Source organism: Enterobacter sp. SCRI0065, assembly GCF_059766475.1.
On the sequence record NZ_JCBAJB010000003.1, the window covers coordinates 359600 to 379573 of the forward strand.

The window sequence follows — 19974 nt, forward strand, 5'->3', positions numbered from 1 at the left end:
GCTTATACCTTCGCTTATTTCTGCAATTCCATACGTTTGATGTCGCCGACCACGAACAGGTAGCAGAACATCGCCATCAGGGCTGAACAGCCAACGAATACCAGCGCGGTGTTGAACGAATGCAGCTCGCTCACCAGGTAGCCAATCACCAGCGGAGTGACAATCGACGCCACGTTGCCGAAGACGTTAAACACACCACCGCACAGGCCAACAATCTCTTTTGGCGCGGTATCGGAAATCACCGGCCAACCCAGCGCACCAAACCCTTTACCGAAGAACGCCAGCGCCATCAGTGCGATGACCAGCACCGTGTTATCGGTGTAGTTACACAGAATAATGGTGGAAGCCAGCAGCATTCCCAGCACAATCGGCAGCTTACGCGCCAGGGTAATCGACTTACCGCTCTTGATCAGATGGTCCGAGAACACACCACCCAACACGCCGCCTGCAAAGCCACACAGCGCCGGGATGGAGGCCACGAGGCCCACTTTCAGAATCGACATTCCCTTTTCCTGCACCAGGTAAATCGGGAACCAGGTCAGGAAGAACCAGGTAATCGTGTTGATAAAGTATTGACCAAAAAAGACGCCCAGCATCATGCGGTTGGTCAACAACTGTTTGATGTAGTGGAGTTTAGGACCGCTCGCGGCTTTATCGCCCGGCTTTTTGTGATCCATGTCGACCACCGCACCACCGTCAGAGATAAACTTCAGCTCTTCAGCAGACATACGTGGGTGATCGGTAGGGTTATGGATAAACTTGACCCACATCCCGGTCAGCACAAAGCCAATCACGCCCATCACGGTAAAGACATGTTCCCAGCCCCACGCGAAGGTCAACCAACCCAGCAGCGGCGAGAACAGCGCCAGCGAGAAATACTGTGCAGAGTTAAAAATGGCGGATGCCGTACCACGCTCTTTGGTCGGGAACCAGGCCGCCACGATACGGGCGTTGGCCGGGAAGGACGGCGCTTCGGAGAAACCGAGCATAAAGCGCATGATAAACATCGAGATACCTGCCCACGCCAGCGGGAAGACATCAACGAAACCCTGTAAGAAGGTGAACAGCGACCAGAAGAACAGGCTATAGGTGTAAACCTTCTTAGAACCAAACTTATCCAGCAGCCAGCCACCAGGGATCTGCATCAGCAGATAAGCCCAGCCAAACGCAGAGAAGATGTAACCCATCGACACTGCACTTAACTGCAACTCTTTTGCCACTTCTGTCCCGGCAATAGAAAGCGTCGCGCGGTCAGCGTAGTTCACCGCGGTAACAATAAAGATAATCAGTAATATTAAATGGCGGGTATGAATACCCTTTTTCGTTTGTACGGCAGTTTCGACTGACATGTTTATTTCCTCAGGTACATCGATCCAGGTATTTTTATTATTTTTTTGGGAAGTCTCTTACTGATTATTATTGATAGCAGGCAATATCGGTTAATTAACCAGATGCAATGAAATCGAGAGTAAGTATAAACATCTACCCGAACCTGCACATTGTCGCATCGCTCAATTATCGGCATAAACAGGAACAATATTTTGAGCATATGCACAACACCCTGGGCGCTGATGCACAGATTTACGCATTCCCCTACAGCCAGCGTCCTCTCTCGCATTGATGAGTGATCTCGATCACATTTTTATCGCAAAACTCCTGACATTCTTTATTAAAGAAGGCAGCGTCTTTATTTCTGATAATAAGAAAATAAACACACTCTTAACTGCATTTAATATCTACATATTTGCTGGAGAATACTGAGCAATGGCCGACATCGAAATTCGACAAGCATCGCCGACGGCGTTCTATATAAAAGTACACGACACTGATAATGTGGCGATTATTGTCAATGACAATGGCCTGAAAGCAGGAACACGTTTCCCTGATGGCCTTGAGCTAATTGAACATATTCCCCAGGGACATAAAGTCGCGCTGGTCGACATTCCCGCGCATGGCGAAATCGTCCGCTACGGTGAAATCATCGGCTACGCGGTACGTGCCATTCCCCAGGGCAGCTGGATTGACGAGTCGCTGGTAGAGCTGCCAAAAGCTCCGCCGTTGAACACCCTGCCGCTGGCAACCCGGGTGCCGGAACCCCTGCCGCCGCTGGAAGGTTACACCTTTGAAGGCTACCGCAACGCAGACGGCAGCGTGGGGACCAAGAATTTGCTCGGTATCACCACCAGCGTCCACTGCGTGGCGGGCGTGGTGGATTACGTGGTGAAAATCATCGAACGCGATCTGCTGCCAAAATACCCGAACGTTGACGGCGTGGTGGGCCTGAACCATCTGTACGGCTGCGGCGTGGCGATCAATGCTCCAGCAGCCGTGGTGCCGATTCGTACCATCCACAATATTTCGCTCAACCCAAACTTTGGGGGTGAGGTGATGGTGATTGGTCTGGGCTGCGAGAAGCTCCAGCCGGAACGTCTGTTGCAGGGCACAGAAGATGTGAAAGCCATTGCGGTAGAGGACGCCAGTATTGTGCGTTTGCAGGATGAGCATCACGTTGGCTTTAAATCGATGGTGGACGATATTCTTCAGGTGGCGGTTCGCCATCTGGTAAAACTGAATATGCGCCAGCGCGAAACCTGCCCGGCCTCGGATCTGGTTGTCGGCACGCAGTGTGGCGGCAGCGATGCGTTCTCCGGCGTGACGGCTAATCCGGCGGTTGGTTACGCGTCGGACCTGTTTGTACGCTGCGGTGCCACGGTGATGTTCTCGGAAGTGACCGAAGTACGTGATGCCATTCACCTGCTCACACCGCGCGCCATCAATGAAGACGTTGGCAAGCGCCTGCTGGAAGAGATGGCCTGGTATGATAACTATCTCGAAATGGGTCAGACCGACCGCAGCGCGAACCCATCGCCGGGTAACAAGAAAGGCGGCCTGGCGAACGTGGTCGAGAAAGCGCTCGGTTCGATTGCCAAATCCGGCCAGAGCGCCATTGTCGAAGTGCTTTCCCCTGGTCAGCGTCCGACCAAACGCGGGCTTATTTATGCTGCAACGCCTGCGAGCGATTTTGTCTGCGGTACGCAGCAGGTAGCATCCGGTATTACCGTGCAGGTGTTTACCACCGGGCGCGGTACGCCATACGGCCTGATGGCGGTGCCAGTCATTAAAATGGCGACCCGCACCGAGCTGGCAAACCGTTGGTACGACCTAATGGATATCAACGCCGGGACGATTGCCACTGGCGAAGAAAGCATCGAGGACGTGGGCTGGAAGCTGTTCCACTTTATTCTGGACGTGGCGAGCGGTCGTAAAAAAACCTTCTCTGACCAATGGGGATTACATAACCAGCTGGCGGTATTTAACCCGGCGCCGGTAACGTGATTTGCAGCATGGCCCTCTTCTGATAGAGGGCCTTTTTTTCAGCCTTTCACCAGAATGACTTCAATCCCGTTCTTACGCAGCCCTTCCAGACTGTCTTGCGGAATACCTTCATCGACAATAATCACATCGATCCGATGGGTATCGATTATCTTGTGCAGGCTGGAACGGTTGAACTTGCTGGAGTCGGTCACCACGATAATTCGTTCTGCCACTTCACACATCTTTCGATTAAGACGCGCTTCGTCTTCATTATGGGTGCTTACGCCTCTGTCCAGATCGATGGCATCGACTCCCAGAAAAAGCAGGTCGAAATGGTAGTTCTGTAACGATTGTTCGGCCTGATCGCCATAAAACGATTGAGACTGACGACGCAGGTGGCCGCCGGTCATCAGCAACTCCACGCCTTCTGCTTCCAGCAGTGCATTTGCCACATTCATGCCGTTGGTCATGGCAATCACATCCGTGTGCTGGCGCAGCATACGAGCAATTTCAAACGTCGTGGTGCCAGAGTCGAGAATAACCCTGTGCCCAGGTTTAATCAGATCCGCTGCCACCTGGGCAATACTGCGTTTAACCGCCGTATTGAGCGAACTTTTATCTTCCACAGACGGTTCGGTTCCCAGACCAGGTCCGTCACAAATCAGCGCCCCGCCATAGGCACGCACAGCGAGCCCCTGTTTTTCAAGAAAAGCTAAATCGTTGCGAATCGTCACAGTAGAAACGCCGAACAGAAGAGAAAGATCGTTGACCTGCACGCTACCCTGCTGTCGCAAGCGTTGGATAATCTGCTCGCGTCTTTCGCTGGTGCCGGTCATGCGCTTTTCAGCGGAAGAATCGGTGCTACTCATAGTAAATCCTTTGTTCAAATCTTTCGTTTCATTTCGATTTGCCTATTAACTCCTTTCCTTTATCAGAAAGCAACCCCTGTTAACCTGGATACACGGCTGATGAGTTTAGCTGAAATCTTTCATTATGTTTCTTTTGTGAAACAGATCGGAAAACTATTATCTTTCGTTTTATTTTTACATCACCATAATGCAGGATTAAATGAAACAAAACGAAAGATAAGTATCATCACCATCCGAAATGGAGAGGAAAGTGAAACATCTGACAGACATGGTGGAGCAGCATAAACAGGGAAATACAAACGGGATCTATGCCGTGTGTTCCGCGCATCCGCTGGTACTTGAAGCCGCTATTCGATATGCACAGGCAAACCATACGCCGGTGCTGATTGAAGCCACCTCCAACCAGGTGGATCAATTCGGCGGTTATACCGGTATGACGCCAGCTGACTTTCGCGGCTTCGTCTACCGGCTTGCCGACTCGTTTGGTTTTCCGCAGTCGCAAATCATCTTAGGCGGCGATCATCTCGGCCCTAACCGTTGGCAAAACCTTTCTGCCTCTGAAGCTATGGCCAATGCGGATGAGTTAATTAAAAGCTACGTTGCTGCCGGTTTTAAAAAGATCCATCTCGATTGCAGCATGTCGTGTGAGGACGATCCGGTACCGTTAACCGACGAAATTGTGGCAGAGCGCGCCGCGCGTCTGGCGAAGATCGCTGAAGAGACTAGCCTCGAAAATTTCGGCACCGCCGAGCTGGTGTACATCATCGGCACGGAAGTCCCCGTCCCTGGCGGGGCGCACGAAACGCTGACCGAACTGGAGGTCACCACGCCGGAAGCCGCACGCGCCACGCTGGAGGCCCATCGTCACGCCTTCGAAAAAGAGGGGTTGAGTGATATCTGGCCGCGCATTATTGGGCTGGTGGTACAGCCCGGCGTCGAATTCGATCACACGCACGTCATTGATTATCGTTCGGAGAAAGCCGCCGCGCTCAGCAAAATGGTTGAAGCCTATGACACGCTGCTGTTTGAAGCGCACTCCACCGATTACCAGACGCCGCAGTCGCTGCGTCAACTAGTGAAAGATCACTTTGCTATTTTGAAAGTCGGTCCGGCACTGACCTTTGCCCTGCGCGAAGCGCTATTTTCGCTGTCCGCTATTGAAGAAGAGTTGCTCCCTGTCAAAGCCACTTCTGGGCTACGTCAGGTGCTGGAAAGCGTCATGCTGGACCGCCCGGAATATTGGCAGAGCCACTACCACGGCGATGGCAATGCACGTCGGCTGGCCCGAGGTTATAGCTATTCAGACCGCGTACGCTATTACTGGCCGGACAGTCAAATTGATGACGCATTCGAAAGGCTGGTGCGCAACCTCGCGGAGGAGCCCATTCCGCTGCCGCTGATTAGCCAATATCTACCATTACAGTACGTAAAAGTTCGCGAGGGCGCTCTCAACGCGACGCCACGAGAACTCATTCTTGACCACATTCAGGACATACTCCGTCACTACCACAACGCCTGTCAGGGCATTCCGACTCATAACGCATAACAATAAGAAGGAAAACGCTATGCCCAACATCGTCTTAAGCCGTATTGACGAACGTTTGATTCACGGCCAGGTAGGCGTGCAGTGGGTCGGGTTTGCGGGGGCAAATCTGGTGCTGGTAGCTAACGATGAGGTGGCCGAAGACCCGGTTCAGCAAAACCTGATGGAAATGGTATTGGCAGAAGGAATCGCCGTGCGCTTCTGGCCGCTGCAAAAAGTGATCGACAGCATTCAACGCGCCGCCGATCGGCAAAAAATCCTGCTGGTCTGTAAGTCGCCAGCAGATTTTCTCAAGCTGGTTGATGGCGGGGTGCCCGTCACTCGGATCAACGTAGGAAACATGCACTACGCCAATGGTAAACAACACATTGCCAAAACGGTCTCTGTCGATGCTAACGATATTGCGGCGTTTAACGGCCTGAAAGCCGCTGGCGTTGAATGCTTCGTTCAAGGCGTCCCAACAGAACCCGCTTTGGATCTCTTTAAACTACTCTGAGGGATTCACAATGGAAATCAGTCTTTTACAGGCTTTTGCGTTGGGCATTCTTGCCTTTATCGCGGGCCTGGATATGTTCAACGGATTAACGCACATGCACCGCCCAGTGGTGCTGGGGCCGCTGGTTGGCCTGATTCTGGGTGATTTGCATACGGGCATTTTGACTGGCGGTACGCTGGAGCTGGTGTGGATGGGTCTGGCCCCGCTGGCCGGTGCGCAGCCACCAAACGTGATTATCGGTACGATTGTCGGCACCACCTTTGCGATCACAACTGGGGTGAAACCTGAAGTCGCCGTTGGCGTGGCCGTGCCGTTTGCCGTGGCGGTTCAGATGGGGATTACCTTCCTGTTCTCCGTGATGTCCGGCGTGATGGCGCGTTGCGATCGGATGGCGGCGAATGCCGACACCGACGGAATCGAGCGGGTGAATTATCTGGCGCTGCTGGCACTTGGGGTCTTCTATTTCCTCTGCGCGTTTCTGCCCATTTACTTCGGCGCAGAGCATGCGAAAACCGCGATTGACGTACTGCCAGCCCGGCTGATTGACGGTCTCGGCGTCGCGGGCGGCATCATGCCAGCTATCGGCTTTGCCGTACTGCTAAAAATCATGATGAAAAACGTCTACATCCCGTACTTCATCCTCGGTTTTGTCGCCGCCGCCTGGCTCAAGCTGCCAGTACTGGCTATCGCCGCAGCAGCACTGGCGATGGCGCTGATCGACTTTGTCCGTAAAACACCGGAACCGACTGCTCCAGTTGCTCAGAAAGAGGAATTCGAAGATGGCATCTAATCAAACCACCCTGCCGACCGTCTCCGAGACCGAAGAGACGCTGCTGTCCGGCGTTAACGAAAATATCTATGAAGACCAGACTATCGGCGCGGAACTGACCAAAAAAGATATCAATCGCGTGGCCTGGCGTTCGATGCTTTTGCAGGCGTCATTTAACTATGAACGTATGCAAGCATCCGGCTGGCTGTACGGCCTGCTGCCCGCGCTGAAAAAGATCCACACCAATAAACGCGATCTGGCGCGCGCCATGAAGGGCCATATGGGGTTCTTCAATACCCACCCGTTCCTGGTGACGTTTGTGATCGGCATTATCCTGGCAATGGAACGCTCAAAGCAGGATGTGAACAGTATTCAAAGCACCAAGATTGCCGTGGGTGCGCCGCTGGGTGGGATTGGCGATGCGATGTTCTGGCTGACGTTACTACCGATATGCGGGGGGATTGGCGCAAGCCTGGCGCTGCAAGGCTCAATCCTCGGTGCGGTGGTGTTTATCGTGATGTTTAACGTGGTGCATCTGGGGCTACGTTTTGGCCTGGCGCATTATGCCTATCGCATGGGTGTCGCCGCTATTCCGCTGATCAAAGCCAACACCAAAAAGGTCGGACACGCGGCGTCGATCGTCGGGATGACGGTGATTGGTGCACTGGTGGCAACCTATGTTCGTCTGAATACCACGCTTGAAATTACGGCCGGTGACGCCGTGGTGAAGCTGCAAACCGATGTTATCGACAAGCTGATGCCCGCGTTTCTGCCGCTGGTCTATACCTTAACGATGTACTGGCTGGTGCGCCGTGGCTGGAGTCCGTTACGTCTTATCGGTATCACGGTGGTATTAGGTGTGGTCGGTAAATTCTGTCATTTCCTGTAAAGCAACGAGGTTGAGATGTTAGGCATTATTTTGACGGGTCACGGCGGTTTCGCCAGCGGGTTAGAACAGGCGATGAAGCAGATATTGGGCGAGCAGACGCAGTTTGTTGCTATCGATTTCCCTGAAACCTCCACCACCGCGCTGCTGACGTCGCAGTTGGAACAGGCCATCACTACGCTCGACGGCACGAAAGATATCGTCTTCCTGACCGACCTGCTGGGCGGAACGCCGTTTCGTATCGCGTCGACCATGGCGATGCAAAAGCCAGGCTGGGAGGTGATAACCGGTACCAACCTACAGCTGCTGTTGGAAATGGTGATGGAGCGTGAAGGTTTGACCAGCGAGGCTTTTCGGCTACAGGCACTGGAGTGCGGCCATCGCGGCCTGACGAGTCTGGTCGACGAGTTGGGGCGATGCCGGGAGGCAAGTCCCGTCGAGGAAGGGATATGAGCCAGCTGCTGCGTGCAAGGCGACTATTAACCGAAAGCGGCTGGCTTGATGACCACCAGCTTCGTCTTGAAAACGGTGTTATTACTGCGATAGAGCCTATCCCTGCGGGGATCATGGGGAGAGATGCTGAGCTGCTCTGCCCGGCCTACATTGATACCCACGTTCACGGTGGAGCAGGTGTCGACGTGATGGACGATGCGCCGGACGTGCTCGACACGCTGGCCCTGCACAAAGCGCATGAAGGGGTGGGCGGCTGGCTGCCGACTACCGTCACCGCGCCGTTGAAGGCGATTCATGGCGCGCTGGAACGTATTGCCCTGCGCTGTCATTCCGGCGGCCCCGGTGCAAAGGTGCTAGGCAGCTATCTTGAGGGACCATACTTCACGCCGCAGAACAAAGGTGCACATCCGCCGGAACTGTTCCGCGAGCTGGACATAGATGAACTCAATACTCTGATTGCGGTTTCGCAAAACACACTGCGCGTGGTGGCGCTGGCACCGGAAAAGCCTGACGCGCTGACCGCCATTCGCCACCTTAAGCAGCAGGGCATTCGGGTCATGCTGGGCCATAGCGCTGCCACGTATGAACAAACTCGCGCGGCCTTCGACGCAGGGGCTGACGGACTAGTGCATTGCTACAACGGCATGACCGGCTTACATCACCGCGAGCCGGGGATGGTTGGCGCGGGATTGACCGATCCGCGCGCCTGGCTGGAACTGATCGCTGACGGGCATCACGTCCACCCAGCTGCCATGCGGCTGTGCGGGTGTTGCGCTAAAGATCGGCTAGTGCTGATAACGGATGCGATGCAGGCTGTGGGCAAGCCGGACGGACGCTATTCACTGTGTGGGGAATACGTGGAAATGCGCAGTGGCATTGTCCGCACCGCATCCGGCGGGCTGGCAGGTAGTACGCTTTCGCTGGATGCTGCGGTAAGGAACATGGTGGAACATGCGGGCGTCACTCCTGCCGATGCCATCCATATGGCCTCTTTGCATCCGGCTCGCCTGCTTGGGATCGATCGTCAGTTAGGGTCATTACGCCCGGGTAAACTCGCCAATATTATTGCGCTGGACGGTGGGCTCCACCTCCGGCACATCTGGATTCAGGGCCAGGCTCTCCCCCTTTAGCCCTTTTTGATGTGCCCCTTGGCCTTCGGTATCAAACCGTAAGGCCTTTCTTTTCCTTTTCTTAAACCTTACCTTCCCTTCCACGATCACAATTTTCATTTTATTGCCTTTCGTTTTGTTGATCTTTCGATTTCTTTCATATAGATTTTATTCAACTGTTTAAGCGATAAAGTGAAACGAAACGAAAGATAGCGACATTTTGCCAGCGTCTCAAGTGGAATTCACCCGACTAAGGACTGAGTTATGCCAGAAACGTACACCCCTTCCATCGCCGCCACCGGTACCTGGACAGAAAAAGAGATCCGACAGCAGCCTGAATGCTGGATCCGTTCGCTCAACAATATTGAACGCATGCGGCTCACCATTGACGACTTTCTCGCGCCTCTGCTGCGCAAAAACGATCTGCGGATCGTACTGACTGGCGCGGGCACTTCTGCCTTTATTGGCGACATCATTGCGCCATGGCTTTCAAGCCACACCGGGAAAAACATCAGCGCCGTACCGACGACCGATCTGGTCACGAATCCAATGGATTATCTGAACCCCGCGCATCCGCTGCTGCTGGTCTCTTTCGCCCGTTCGGGTAACAGCCCGGAAAGCGTGGCGGCGGTCGAGTTGGCCAATCAGTTTGTGCCGGAGTGCTACCACCTGTCGATCACCTGCAACGAGGCGGGCAGCCTTTACCAAAACGCAGTCGACAGCGATAACGCTTTTGCCCTTCTGATGCCTGCCGAAACGCATGATCGCGGTTTTGCGATGACCAGCAGCATCACCACCATGATGGCGAGCTGCCTGGCGGTGTTTGCACCTGACGCGATCGGCTGCAACACGTTTCGCGACGTGGCGGATCGTTGCCAGGCGATCCTGACTTCGCTGGGTGATTTCAGCCACGGCGTGTTTGGCACTGATTCCTGGAAACGGATCGTCTATCTCGGCAGCGGAGGCTTGCAGGGTGTTGCGCGCGAATCGGCGCTGAAAGTGCTTGAACTCACAGCGGGCAAGTTGGTCGCATTCTACGACTCGCCAACCGGCTTCCGTCACGGGCCTAAATCGCTGGTGGATAACGACACGCTGGTGGTGGTGTTGGTCTCCAGCCACCCGTACACCCGTCAGTACGATCTCGATCTGCTGGCTGAGCTGCGTCGCGATCGCCAGGCGATGCGCGTGGTGGCGATTGCCGCCGATACTGACACCGTCATCGAGGCGGGTCCGCACATTTTGCTGCCGCCTTCCCGCACGTTCATGGATGTGGAACTGGCGTTCTGCTTCCTGATGTACGCCCAGATCTTTGCTCTGACCCAGTCTCTTCACGTCGGCAATACCCCAGACACGCCATCCGCCAGTGGCACCGTCAATCGCGTGGTGCAGGGCGTCGTTATTCATCCATGGCAGGCTTAAGAGGATCGCATCATGAGCATTATCTCCACTAAATATCTGCTGCAGGATGCCCAGGCCAAAGGCTATGCGGTGCCTGCCTTCAACATCCACAACGCCGAAACGATCCAGGCCATTCTCGAAGTATGCAGCGAAATGCGATCGCCGGTGATCCTCGCGGGCACGCCGGGCACCTTTAAGCACATCGCGCTCGAAGAGATCTACGCCCTGTGCAATGCCTACTCCATCACCTATGACATGCCGCTAGCGCTGCATCTCGATCATCACGAATCGCTGGACGATATTCGCCGCAAGGTCAACGCAGGCGTGCGCAGCGCGATGATTGACGGTAGCCATTTCCCATTTGAGCAGAACGTAAAGCTGGTGAAATCGGTGGTCGATTTCTGCCATCTGAATGATTGCAGCGTGGAGGCCGAGCTGGGCCGTCTGGGCGGCGTGGAAGATGACATGAGCGTCGATGCAGAAAGCGCGTTCCTGACCGACCCACAGGAGGCGAAACGCTTTGTTGAACTGACCGGCGTCGACAGCCTTGCCGTGGCGATTGGTACCGCGCACGGACTCTACACCAAACGGCCAAAAATCGATTTCCAGCGGTTAGGGGAAATACGTGCGGTCGTTGATATCCCGCTGGTCTTGCATGGCGCGAGCGATGTGCCTGATGAATATGTACGCCGCACTATTGAGCTGGGCGTTTGCAAGGTGAACGTGGCGACCGAGCTGAAAATCGCCTTCTCAGATGCAGTCAAAGCCTGGTTTGCCGAAAACCCAGAAGGTAACGATCCACGCTATTACATGCGCGTCGGTATGGACGCCATGAAAGAGGTAGTCAAAAGCAAAATCACCGTTTGTGGGTCGGCAAATCGCCTGCTGCTGACGGCTGAAGTCTGAATCCATCGCGCATTACATCAATAACTAAAAAATAACTATAAGCCTCGCAAATATGAAGGCGCGTCCTGAAGCATGGGCGCGCCCTCCTTTACTATACCGATTCCGAGGAGTCCCTACATGACACAGGAAAAGTCGTTTAAATCGAAAGCGTGGGAGTTTTTTCAAAGCCTGGGAAAGACCTTTATGTTCCCGGTCTCCCTTTTGGCCTTTATGGGGTTGTTGCTGGGCGTAGGTAGCTCAGTCACCAGCCCTTCTGCTATCAAAAGTTTCCCTTTTCTCGGTGGTGAGTTAACCCAGCTGACCTTTGGTTTTATTGCGATGGTAGGCGGTTTCGCCTTTACCTATCTTCCGCTGATGTTCGCGATGGCTATCCCAATGGGCATCGCTAAACGGAACAAGGCGGTGGGCGCCTTCGCTGGGTTCGTCGGCTATATGCTGATGAACTTGAGCATTAATTATTACCTGACCGTCACCCACCAGCTTGCCGACCCTGCGGTAATGAAGCAGGTAGGCCAGTCAATGGTACTTGGCATCCAGACGCTGGAAATGGGCGTGCTCGGCGGTATCGTCGTCGGGGTTATTACATATTTCCTGCACGAGCGCTTCCAGGACACCGTGCTCCACGACGCTTTCGCCTTTTTCAGCGGCATCCGCTTTGTCCCGATTATTACCGCCCTGACGCTCTCGTTAGTCGGCCTGTTTATCCCTTTGCTGTGGAAATTCGTCGCGCTGGGGATCGCCGGAATTGGCCATCTCATTCAGAGCGCCAGCGTGTTTGGGCCGTTCCTGTATGGCGTCGGCGTGCTACTACTAAAACCCTTTGGCCTGCACCACATTTTGCTGGCTATGGTGCGCTTCACCCCAGCGGGCGGGATGGAAATGGTTAACGGTCATGAGGTCGCAGGCGCGTTGAATATCTTCTACGCGGAGCTAAAGGCTGGCCTGCCGTTTAGCCCTCACGTCACCGCTTTCCTGTCGCAAGGCTTTATGCCGACCTTTATCTTTGGCCTCCCGGCGGTGGCCTACGCAATCTACCGCACCGCCCGCCCGGAAAATCGCCCGGTCATTAAAGGGCTGCTGCTCTCCGGCGTGCTGGTTTCAGTGGTCACGGGTATTTCTGAACCGATCGAGTTCTTGTTTCTGTTTATCGCTCCGGCGCTGTATGCCTTCCACATTGTGATGTCAGGGCTGGCGCTATTGGTCATGGCGCTGCTCGGCGTGACCATTGGTAACACCGACGGCGGCATTCTGGACCTGCTGATCTTCGGCGTGATGCAGGGTCTGTCCACCAAATGGTATCTGGTCATTCCGGTGGGTATCGCGTGGTTTGCTATCTACTTCTTCGTCTTTCGCTGGTACATCCTCAAGCACGATATCAAAACGCCGGGGCGTGAGCTGGATCCACAGGGTGCGATGCAGGCGGTTGAAGCCAATACCCGGGCGCGCGGTAAATCGAAATACGATCACGGGCTTATCCTGCGCGCACTCGGCGGCAAGGAAAATATCGACTCACTCGACAACTGCATTACGCGCCTGCGTCTGGTGGTGAAAGACATGAGTTTGCTCGACAAGCAGGCATTGAAAGAAGCCGGTGCGTTGTCGGTGGTGGTCCTCGATGCTCATAGCGTGCAGGTCATCATCGGTCCGCAGGTCCAGAGCGTGAAAACCGGCATCGAAGCCTTAATTTAACCGGGAGTGGGTATGTTTAATTTCGACAACATCATCGAGCGGAAAAGCGATAAATGCCGCAAATGGGACCACGCGTTCGTCTGTTCGCGCTTCGGCGACGTGCCGCAGGACTTCATTCCGCTATGGATTGCGGATATGGATTTCAAGTCACCGCCTGCGGTCATCGACGGTTTTCAGCGTATCGTTGAGCATGGAACCTTTGGTTACACCTGGTGTTTCGACGAGTTTTACAATGCGGTCATGACCTTCCAGCGCGAGCGTCATCAAGTGAGTGTGGAGAAATCGTGGGTAACGCTGACCTATGGCACCGTCTCCACGTTGCATTACACGGTGCAGGCCTTTTGCGAGCCGGGCGATAGCGTGATGATGAACACACCGGTCTACGATCCCTTTGCGATGGCAACCCAGCGTCAGGGCGTTCGAGTCCTGGCAAATCCGCTGCGCGTAGAAGACAACCGCTATCAGCTGGATTTTGACCTGGTGGAAAATCAGCTCAAATTGCATCGACCTAAGCTGTGGTTTTTCTGCTCACCACACAACCCTTCCGGCAGGATCTGGCTTGCCGAAGAGATTCGTCAGGTCTCCGATCTCTGCAAGCGTTACGGCACAATCCTGGTGGTCGATGAAGTGCATGCTGAGCATATTCTGGACGGCAAGTTCGTCAGCTGTCTCTCCTCAGACTGCGCGGCGCAGGACAACCTGATTGTCCTGACATCCCCGAATAAAGCCTTCAACCTGGGCGGGCTGAAAACCTCATATTCGATGATTCCCGACGACGCGCTGCGCCAGCGATTCCGCCAGCAGCTGGAGAAGAACTCGATTACCTCACCCAATATGTTTGGTGTGTGGGGAATTATTCTCGCCTATCAGCACGGTCTGTCATGGCTCGATGAGCTAAACGGCTATCTGCGCGGCAACGCTCGCTACCTGGCTGATGCCATTCAGACGCACTTCCCGACCTGGAAAATGATGAACCCTGAGTCGTCTTACCTTGCCTGGATTGACGTGAGTGCAGATTCACGCAGCGCAACGGAACTGACGCAGCACTTTGCCCGGCAAGCGGGCGTCGTGATTGAAGATGGCAGCCACTACGTGCAAAACGGCGAAAACTATCTGCGGATTAACTTTGGTACTCAGCGCGCATGGCTGGAGCAGTCCATCGACCGAATGCTGAAGCATTATTAACGAGGAACAACCCAATGAAAAAAGTGCTCACCGTTTCGCTGCTGGCGCTGACCGTCTCGCACTCTGCCCTGGCGGCGAATTATGCCTTGAACAACGATAGGATCGCCCTTTCGTTTGATGATGCTAACGCTGCCGCAATGGTGAAGGACATACGTTCCGGACAGGCGTTATCTCCTCAGGAGCTCTTTTTCCTGACGCTACCGGACGAGACGAAAATCCACGCGGCCGATTTTAAAATTCAACAGGTTGAAAAAAAGGATGCGGCGATCGTCATTCACTACGCTCATCCGGACTTTAACGTCACCGTGTCGCTGAATCTGGTGAAAGGCCAATACGCCAGTATTGATTATACGATTGCCACCATCAGCCAGGCGCGGAGCCTCGCCAAAATCACCTTCTTCCCGACCAAAAAACAGGCTCAGGCACCTTACGTTGATGGCGCGATAAATAGCTCACCGATTATTGCCGATGCGTTCTTTATGCTGCCCGGTAAGCCGATAGTGAACACCTATGCCTATGAAGCGACCACCAACTTTAACGTTGAGCTGAAAACGCCGATTCAACCAGAGACGCCAGTAAGCTATACCCTCTATTTCGGCACTTTCCCCGAACAGAATCAGCTGCGTCGTAGCGTAAACCAGTTTGTGGATGCGGTGCGCCCACGTCCATACAAACCGTATCTGCATTACAACAGCTGGATGGACATTGGCTTCTTTAATCCTTACACCGAACAGGACGTGCTGGGACGCATGGCGGAGTGGGATAAAGCGTTCATTACTGGTCGAGGTGTTGAGCTGGACGCGTTCCTGCTGGACGACGGTTGGGATGACCGAACCGGTCGATGGCTGTTTGGCCCCGCATTCAGCAACGGCTTCGGTAAGGTCAAGGTGAAAGCCGATGCCCTGCACAGCTCGGTTGGACTATGGCTCTCTCCCTGGGGTGGATATAACAAGCCACGCGATATCCGAGTTTCCCATGCTAAAGAGTACGGATTCGAAACGGTTGACGACAAGCTGGCGCTTTCCGGGCCGAATTATTACAAGAACTTCCATGAACAAATCATCAAGCTGATTAAGAATGAGCACATCACTTCTTTCAAGCTGGACGGAATGGGCAATGCAAATTCGCATATCAAAGGCAGCCAGTTTGCCTCTGATTTTGACGCCTCGATTGCGCTGCTGCATGACATGCGTAGCGCCAACCCGAATCTGTTTATCAACCTCACCACCGGCACCGATGCCAGTCCGTCGTGGCTGCTTTATGCTGACTCCATCTGGCGGCAGGGAGACGATATTAATCTGTATGGCCCGGGCACGCCGGTGCAACAATGGATGACCTACCGCGACGCGGAAACCTATCGCTCAATCGTGCGTAAAGGCCCGTTGTTCCCGCTGAACTCGCTGATGTATCACGGGATTGTGAGCGCCGAAAACGCCTATTACGGGCTGGAGAAAGTGCAAACGGACAGTGATTTTGCCGATCAGGTCTGGAGCTATTTCGCCACCGGAACGCAGTTGCAGGAGCTTTACATCACTCCTTCTATGTTGAACAAGGCCAAGTGGGATACGCTGGCACGGGCAGCAAAATGGTCGCGAGCACATGCCGACGTGCTGGTCGATACGCACTGGGTGGGCGGAGACCCAACCGCGCTGGATGTTTACGGCTGGGCATCGTGGAGCAAAGACAAAGCAATTTTAGGCCTGCGTAACCCGTCGGATAAGCCGCAAACCTATTACCTCAATCTGATGAAAGACTTCGAGATACCGAAAGGGGAAGCGTCGCGCTTCACTCTGCAAGCCGTCTACGGTAGTAATCCCACCGTACCAGTAAACTATCAAGACGCGGCGATCGTCACGCTGCAACCGCTCGAGACACTGGTGTTTGAGGCTACACCGGTAAAATAAACAGAGTGGCCCGGCTTTCGGGCCACTTCTTTTACTTTCCCTGCTGCTCCAGCGCGTACTTATACAGCGCGTTCTTTTTCACGCCGTGGATTTCCGCAGCCAACGCGGCGGCTTTTTTCAGCGGCAGTTCAGCTTGTAGCAGCGTCAAAGTGCGTAGCGCATCGGCAGGCAGCGCGTCTTCCTGCGCCTTGTGGCCTTCAACGATCAGCACCATCTCGCCTTTTCGGCGGTTTTCGTCTTCTTTTACCCACGCCAATAACTCGCCGACCGGTGCTCCGTGGATGTTCTCCCAGGTTTTGGTGAGCTCGCGCGCCAGCACCACGTAGCGTGATTCGCCCCACACAGTGACCATATCTTCTAAACTTTCGAGCAGACGATGGGTGGACTCATAGAAAATCAGCGTGCGTGGTTCGGCCTCGAGTTCTTTCAACGTATCGCGACGACCTTTGGATTTAGCAGGCAGGAAACCTTCGTAACAGAAGCGGTCTGACGGCAGACCCGCCGCGCTCAGGGCGGCAATGGCCGCACACGGGCCAGGCAGCGGGACCACGCGGATACCCGCTTCACGGCAGGTGCGTACCAGGTGATAGCCAGGATCGTTAATCAGCGGGGTTCCGGCATCGGAAACCAGCGCGATGTTTTGCCCTTCTTTGAGCTTCGCCACCAGCGTTTCGGCTTTTTGTTGCTCATTGTGATCGTGCAAGGCGAACATACGGGCACTAATGGCGAAGTGTTGCAGCAGCAAACCGGTATGGCGAGTATCTTCTGCGGCAATTAAATCAACGGCTTGTAAAACGGTGAGCGCACGTTGGGTAATATCAGACAAATTCCCGATAGGAGTAGGTACAATATAAAGCTGGCCTTGAGAATTATCTGCCGATTCGTGTTGTTTCATTGTTTAGTCCGTATTGCCGATTTAATATTGAGCATTGCCTAAAAAATATCACTGGATACTGTATGGTACCGTTAACGTTTCTTCGAACAAAAGCTTCGCGCAGCTTGCCTGTCCTGCTGGCAGCCCTGATTTTTGCAGGCTGTGGCACTCAGGCACCCGATCAGAGTGCTGCCCATATGCAAGGCTCGGCACAAGCTGATTCCGGCTTTTATCTGCAACAAATGTCGCAGAGCTCAAATGATACCAAGACCAACTGGCAATTACTCGCCATTCGTTCACTGCTGAAAGAAGGCAAAACGCAGCAGGCGTCAGAACTGTTCAATCAGTTGCCGCAGGAACTGACCGACACACAGCGCAGCGAACAGGCTTTGCTGGCAGCTGAGCTGAAAGTGGCGCAGAAAGATTACGCGGCGGCGAAAAAACAGTTGGGCGATATCGATATCAAAGCGCTGGACAACAACCAGCAGGCGCGCTTCTGGCAGGCTGGTATTACCGCCGAACAGGGCCGCCCTTCTCTGCAACTGTTGCGCGCCTTGATTGCCCAGGAACCTCTGTTAAGCGGTGCGGATAAGCAGAAAAATATCGACGCGACCTGGCAAGCCCTTTCCGCTATGACGCCTGAACAAGCTCAGGCGCTGGTGATCAATGCCGATGAGAACGTGTTGCAAGGCTGGCTGGATTTGCAGCAGATGTGGTTCAACAACCGCAGCGATCCTAAAATGCTTAAAGCAGGCATTACTGACTGGCAGACTCGTTACCCGCAAAACCCAGGCGCGAAAATGCTGCCAACGCAGCTGGTTAACGTGCAAAACTTCAAACCCGCATCCGTCAGCAAAATCGCGCTGCTGCTGCCATTGAACGGCCAGGCCGCTGTATTTGGTCGCACCATTCAGCAAGGATTTGAAGCAGCGAAGAATGGGACGGCCACCGCCGTCGCAGGCAATGCCGTACCACAGCAGTCCGCACAGGCGGCCAACGCCGGAGATGTCGTTAGTCCATCAGCGGCAGAGACCAGCGATCTGACTGCGCCACAGGGCACGATGCAGAATCCTGTCCAGGCACCGACCACCCAGCCAGAAGCAACGCCGACACCGGTCGAGGCGCAACCTGCCCCAGCGACTGAGGCGACAACCACACAACCGCAACCGGCAACACCAGAGCAGCAACCTGCCGCACAGCCTCAGGCAGTCGCCGCGACCACGGCCAACCCTTCAGCAGAACTGAAAATTTACGATACCAGCGCTCAGCCGCTCGATCAGGTTCTGGCGCAGGTTCAACAGGATGGCGCCAGCATCGTGGTGGGTCCATTGTTGAAAAACAATGTCGAAGAACTGATGAAGAGCAACACCTCTTTGAACGTGCTGGCGCTTAACCAGCCGGAGCAGGTTCAGAATCGCGCGAATATCTGTTACTTCGCTCTCTCTCCGGAAGACGAAGCCCGCGATGCGGCCCGTCATATCCATGAGCAAGGGAAACAAGCTCCGCTGCTGCTGACACCGCGTAGCGCGCTAGGCGATCGTGTCGCGACCGCATTCGCGCAAGAGTGGCAACAGCTGGGCGGCGGTGTGGTGCTGCAACAGAAATTTGGTTCTACCTCTGAGCTGCGCGCAGGCGTTAACGGTGGTGCGGGTATCGCACTGACCGGCAGCCCGGTTTCAGCCAGTCTGCCCCAGCAGCAGGCGGTGACTATTGGCGGTTTGACCATTCCAGCGCCACCAACGGATGCGCAAATCAGCGGTGGGGGTAAACCGGATGCGGCCTATATCATCGCCACGCCGGAAGAAATCGCCTTCATTAAGCCAATGATTGCCATGCGTAACGGAAGCCAAAGCGGCGTAACATTGTATGCCAGCTCACGCAGTGCGCAGGGAACGGCGGGTCCAGATTTCCGTCTCGAAATGGACGGTTTACAGTACAGCGAAATCCCAATGCTTGCTGGCAGCAATCCGGCACTGATGCAGCAAGCGCTGAGCAGCGTACGTAACGACTACTCTCTGGCACGTTTGTACGCCATGGGCGTCGATGCATGGGCGCTGGCAAACCACTTTACCCAGATGCGCCAGGTGCCGGGTTTTGAACTGAACGGCAATACCGGCGATTTGACTGCGACTCAGAATTGTGTGATTAACAGGAAGTTATCATGGCTCAAATATCAGCAGGGGCAGATCGTCCCGGCAAGTTAAGCCGTAAACAAACCGGCGATGCGTGGGAGTTAAAAGCGCGTCGCTGGCTTGAAGGCAAAGGACTGCGCTTTATCGCCGCCAACATCCGTGGACGTGGCGGCGAGATTGATCTGATCATGAAAGAAGACCAGATCATCGTGTTTATCGAGGTTCGTTTCCGACAGTCGTCCCGCTTTGGTGGTGCTGCCGCCAGCGTGACGCTCGCCAAACAACAAAAATTATTACAAACAGCCCACTTGTGGCTTGCCCGCCATAATGGGAGCTTTGATACTGTGGATTGCCGGTTCGATGTGGTAGCCTTCACCGGAAACGACATCGAGTGGTTTAAAAACGCTTTTGGCGAAGACGCATAAATAAGATTTCAAAGGGATATC

17 protein-coding genes are annotated in these 19974 nt (G+C 54.4%); 14 read left to right on the top strand and 3 right to left on the bottom strand.

Annotated elements, in window-relative coordinates; translation table 11 throughout:
- Window positions 1–14: 14 nt before the first annotated feature.
- Window positions 15–1349: an MFS transporter gene (locus AC6EMZ_RS11745; RefSeq protein WP_498402670.1), complete on the bottom strand. Its 1335-nt coding sequence runs from the start codon at window positions 1347–1349 to the stop codon at window positions 15–17.
- A gap of 415 nt (window positions 1350–1764) precedes the next feature.
- On the opposite strand from AC6EMZ_RS11745, the gene garD reads away from it, so the two are divergent.
- On the top strand, window positions 1765–3336 hold the full coding sequence (garD, locus tag AC6EMZ_RS11750; protein ID WP_498402671.1) for a galactarate dehydratase: 1572 nt from the start codon (window positions 1765–1767) through the stop codon (window positions 3334–3336).
- A 38-nt stretch (window positions 3337–3374) separates the two neighbouring features.
- On the opposite strand, the gene AC6EMZ_RS11755 is transcribed toward garD, so the two are convergent.
- Entirely contained in the window at window positions 3375–4184 is an 810-nt protein-coding gene (locus tag AC6EMZ_RS11755) for a DeoR family transcriptional regulator (protein ID WP_498402672.1), read from the bottom strand.
- Between the two features lie 250 nt (window positions 4185–4434).
- Between AC6EMZ_RS11755 and kbaZ the strand changes: the two genes are divergently transcribed.
- The 11 genes from kbaZ to AC6EMZ_RS11810 all read left to right on the top strand — a co-directional run bounded on the left by kbaZ (window position 4435) and on the right by AC6EMZ_RS11810 (window position 16522).
- On the top strand, window positions 4435–5730 hold the full coding sequence (gene kbaZ / locus AC6EMZ_RS11760; protein WP_498402674.1) for a tagatose-bisphosphate aldolase subunit KbaZ: 1296 nt from the start codon (window positions 4435–4437) through the stop codon (window positions 5728–5730).
- Between the two features lie 19 nt (window positions 5731–5749).
- Entirely contained in the window at window positions 5750–6223 is a 474-nt protein-coding gene (gene agaV / locus AC6EMZ_RS11765) for a PTS N-acetylgalactosamine transporter subunit IIB (RefSeq protein WP_498402675.1), read from the top strand.
- A 10-nt stretch (window positions 6224–6233) separates the two neighbouring features.
- The gene (gene agaW / locus AC6EMZ_RS11770; RefSeq protein ID WP_498402676.1) at window positions 6234–7013 is read left to right on the top strand and encodes a PTS N-acetylgalactosamine transporter subunit IIC; all 780 of its coding nucleotides are present in this window, start codon (window positions 6234–6236) and stop codon (window positions 7011–7013) included.
- Window positions 7003–7881, top strand: a complete 879-nt coding sequence (gene agaE / locus AC6EMZ_RS11775; RefSeq protein WP_498402677.1) for a PTS N-acetylgalactosamine transporter subunit IID — start codon at window positions 7003–7005, stop codon at window positions 7879–7881. The genes agaW and agaE overlap by 11 nt, the downstream gene beginning before the upstream one ends.
- 15 nt (window positions 7882–7896) lie before the next feature.
- Window positions 7897–8331, top strand: a complete 435-nt coding sequence (gene agaF / locus AC6EMZ_RS11780; protein WP_498402678.1) for a PTS galactosamine/N-acetylgalactosamine transporter subunit IIA — start codon at window positions 7897–7899, stop codon at window positions 8329–8331.
- A complete protein-coding gene (gene nagA, locus AC6EMZ_RS11785; RefSeq protein WP_498402680.1) occupies window positions 8328–9461 on the top strand; it encodes an N-acetylglucosamine-6-phosphate deacetylase in 1134 nt (377 codons plus the stop codon). Before agaF ends, nagA begins: the two co-directional genes overlap by 4 nt.
- A 243-nt stretch (window positions 9462–9704) precedes the next feature.
- Window positions 9705–10859 (top strand): AgaS family sugar isomerase, encoded by a 1155-nt coding sequence (locus tag AC6EMZ_RS11790; protein ID WP_498402681.1) that lies wholly within the window; start codon window positions 9705–9707, stop codon window positions 10857–10859.
- A gap of 12 nt (window positions 10860–10871) precedes the next feature.
- The gene (gene kbaY / locus AC6EMZ_RS11795) at window positions 10872–11744 is read left to right on the top strand and encodes a tagatose-bisphosphate aldolase subunit KbaY (protein ID WP_498402682.1); all 873 of its coding nucleotides are present in this window, start codon (window positions 10872–10874) and stop codon (window positions 11742–11744) included.
- Window positions 11745–11861: 117 nt separating this feature from the next.
- Window positions 11862–13433 (top strand): maltose/glucose-specific PTS transporter subunit IIBC, encoded by a 1572-nt coding sequence (malX, locus tag AC6EMZ_RS11800; RefSeq protein ID WP_498402683.1) that lies wholly within the window; start codon window positions 11862–11864, stop codon window positions 13431–13433.
- Between the two features lie 12 nt (window positions 13434–13445).
- Window positions 13446–14618 carry a MalY/PatB family protein gene (locus AC6EMZ_RS11805; protein WP_498402684.1) on the top strand — a complete coding sequence of 391 codons (1173 nt, stop codon included), beginning with the start codon at window positions 13446–13448 and terminating at the stop codon, window positions 14616–14618.
- Between the two features lie 14 nt (window positions 14619–14632).
- Entirely contained in the window at window positions 14633–16522 is a 1890-nt protein-coding gene (locus AC6EMZ_RS11810) for an alpha-galactosidase (RefSeq protein ID WP_498402685.1), read from the top strand.
- Between the two features lie 31 nt (window positions 16523–16553).
- Here AC6EMZ_RS11810 and rsmI read toward each other — a convergent pair whose 3' ends face one another.
- Window positions 16554–17417 (bottom strand): 16S rRNA (cytidine(1402)-2'-O)-methyltransferase, encoded by an 864-nt coding sequence (rsmI, locus tag AC6EMZ_RS11815; RefSeq protein ID WP_498402686.1) that lies wholly within the window; start codon window positions 17415–17417, stop codon window positions 16554–16556.
- A 62-nt stretch (window positions 17418–17479) separates the two neighbouring features.
- On the opposite strand from rsmI, the gene AC6EMZ_RS11820 reads away from it, so the two are divergent.
- Together AC6EMZ_RS11820 and AC6EMZ_RS11825 are read left to right on the top strand one after the other, a co-directional pair.
- Window positions 17480–19600, top strand: coding sequence for a penicillin-binding protein activator (locus tag AC6EMZ_RS11820; RefSeq protein WP_498402687.1), 2121 nt, complete (start codon window positions 17480–17482; stop codon window positions 19598–19600).
- Complete coding sequence (locus tag AC6EMZ_RS11825; RefSeq protein ID WP_498402688.1) at window positions 19558–19953, top strand: YraN family protein; 396 nt, start codon at window positions 19558–19560, stop codon at window positions 19951–19953. Before AC6EMZ_RS11820 ends, AC6EMZ_RS11825 begins: the two co-directional genes overlap by 43 nt.
- The last annotated feature ends 21 nt before the right edge of the window (window positions 19954–19974 follow it).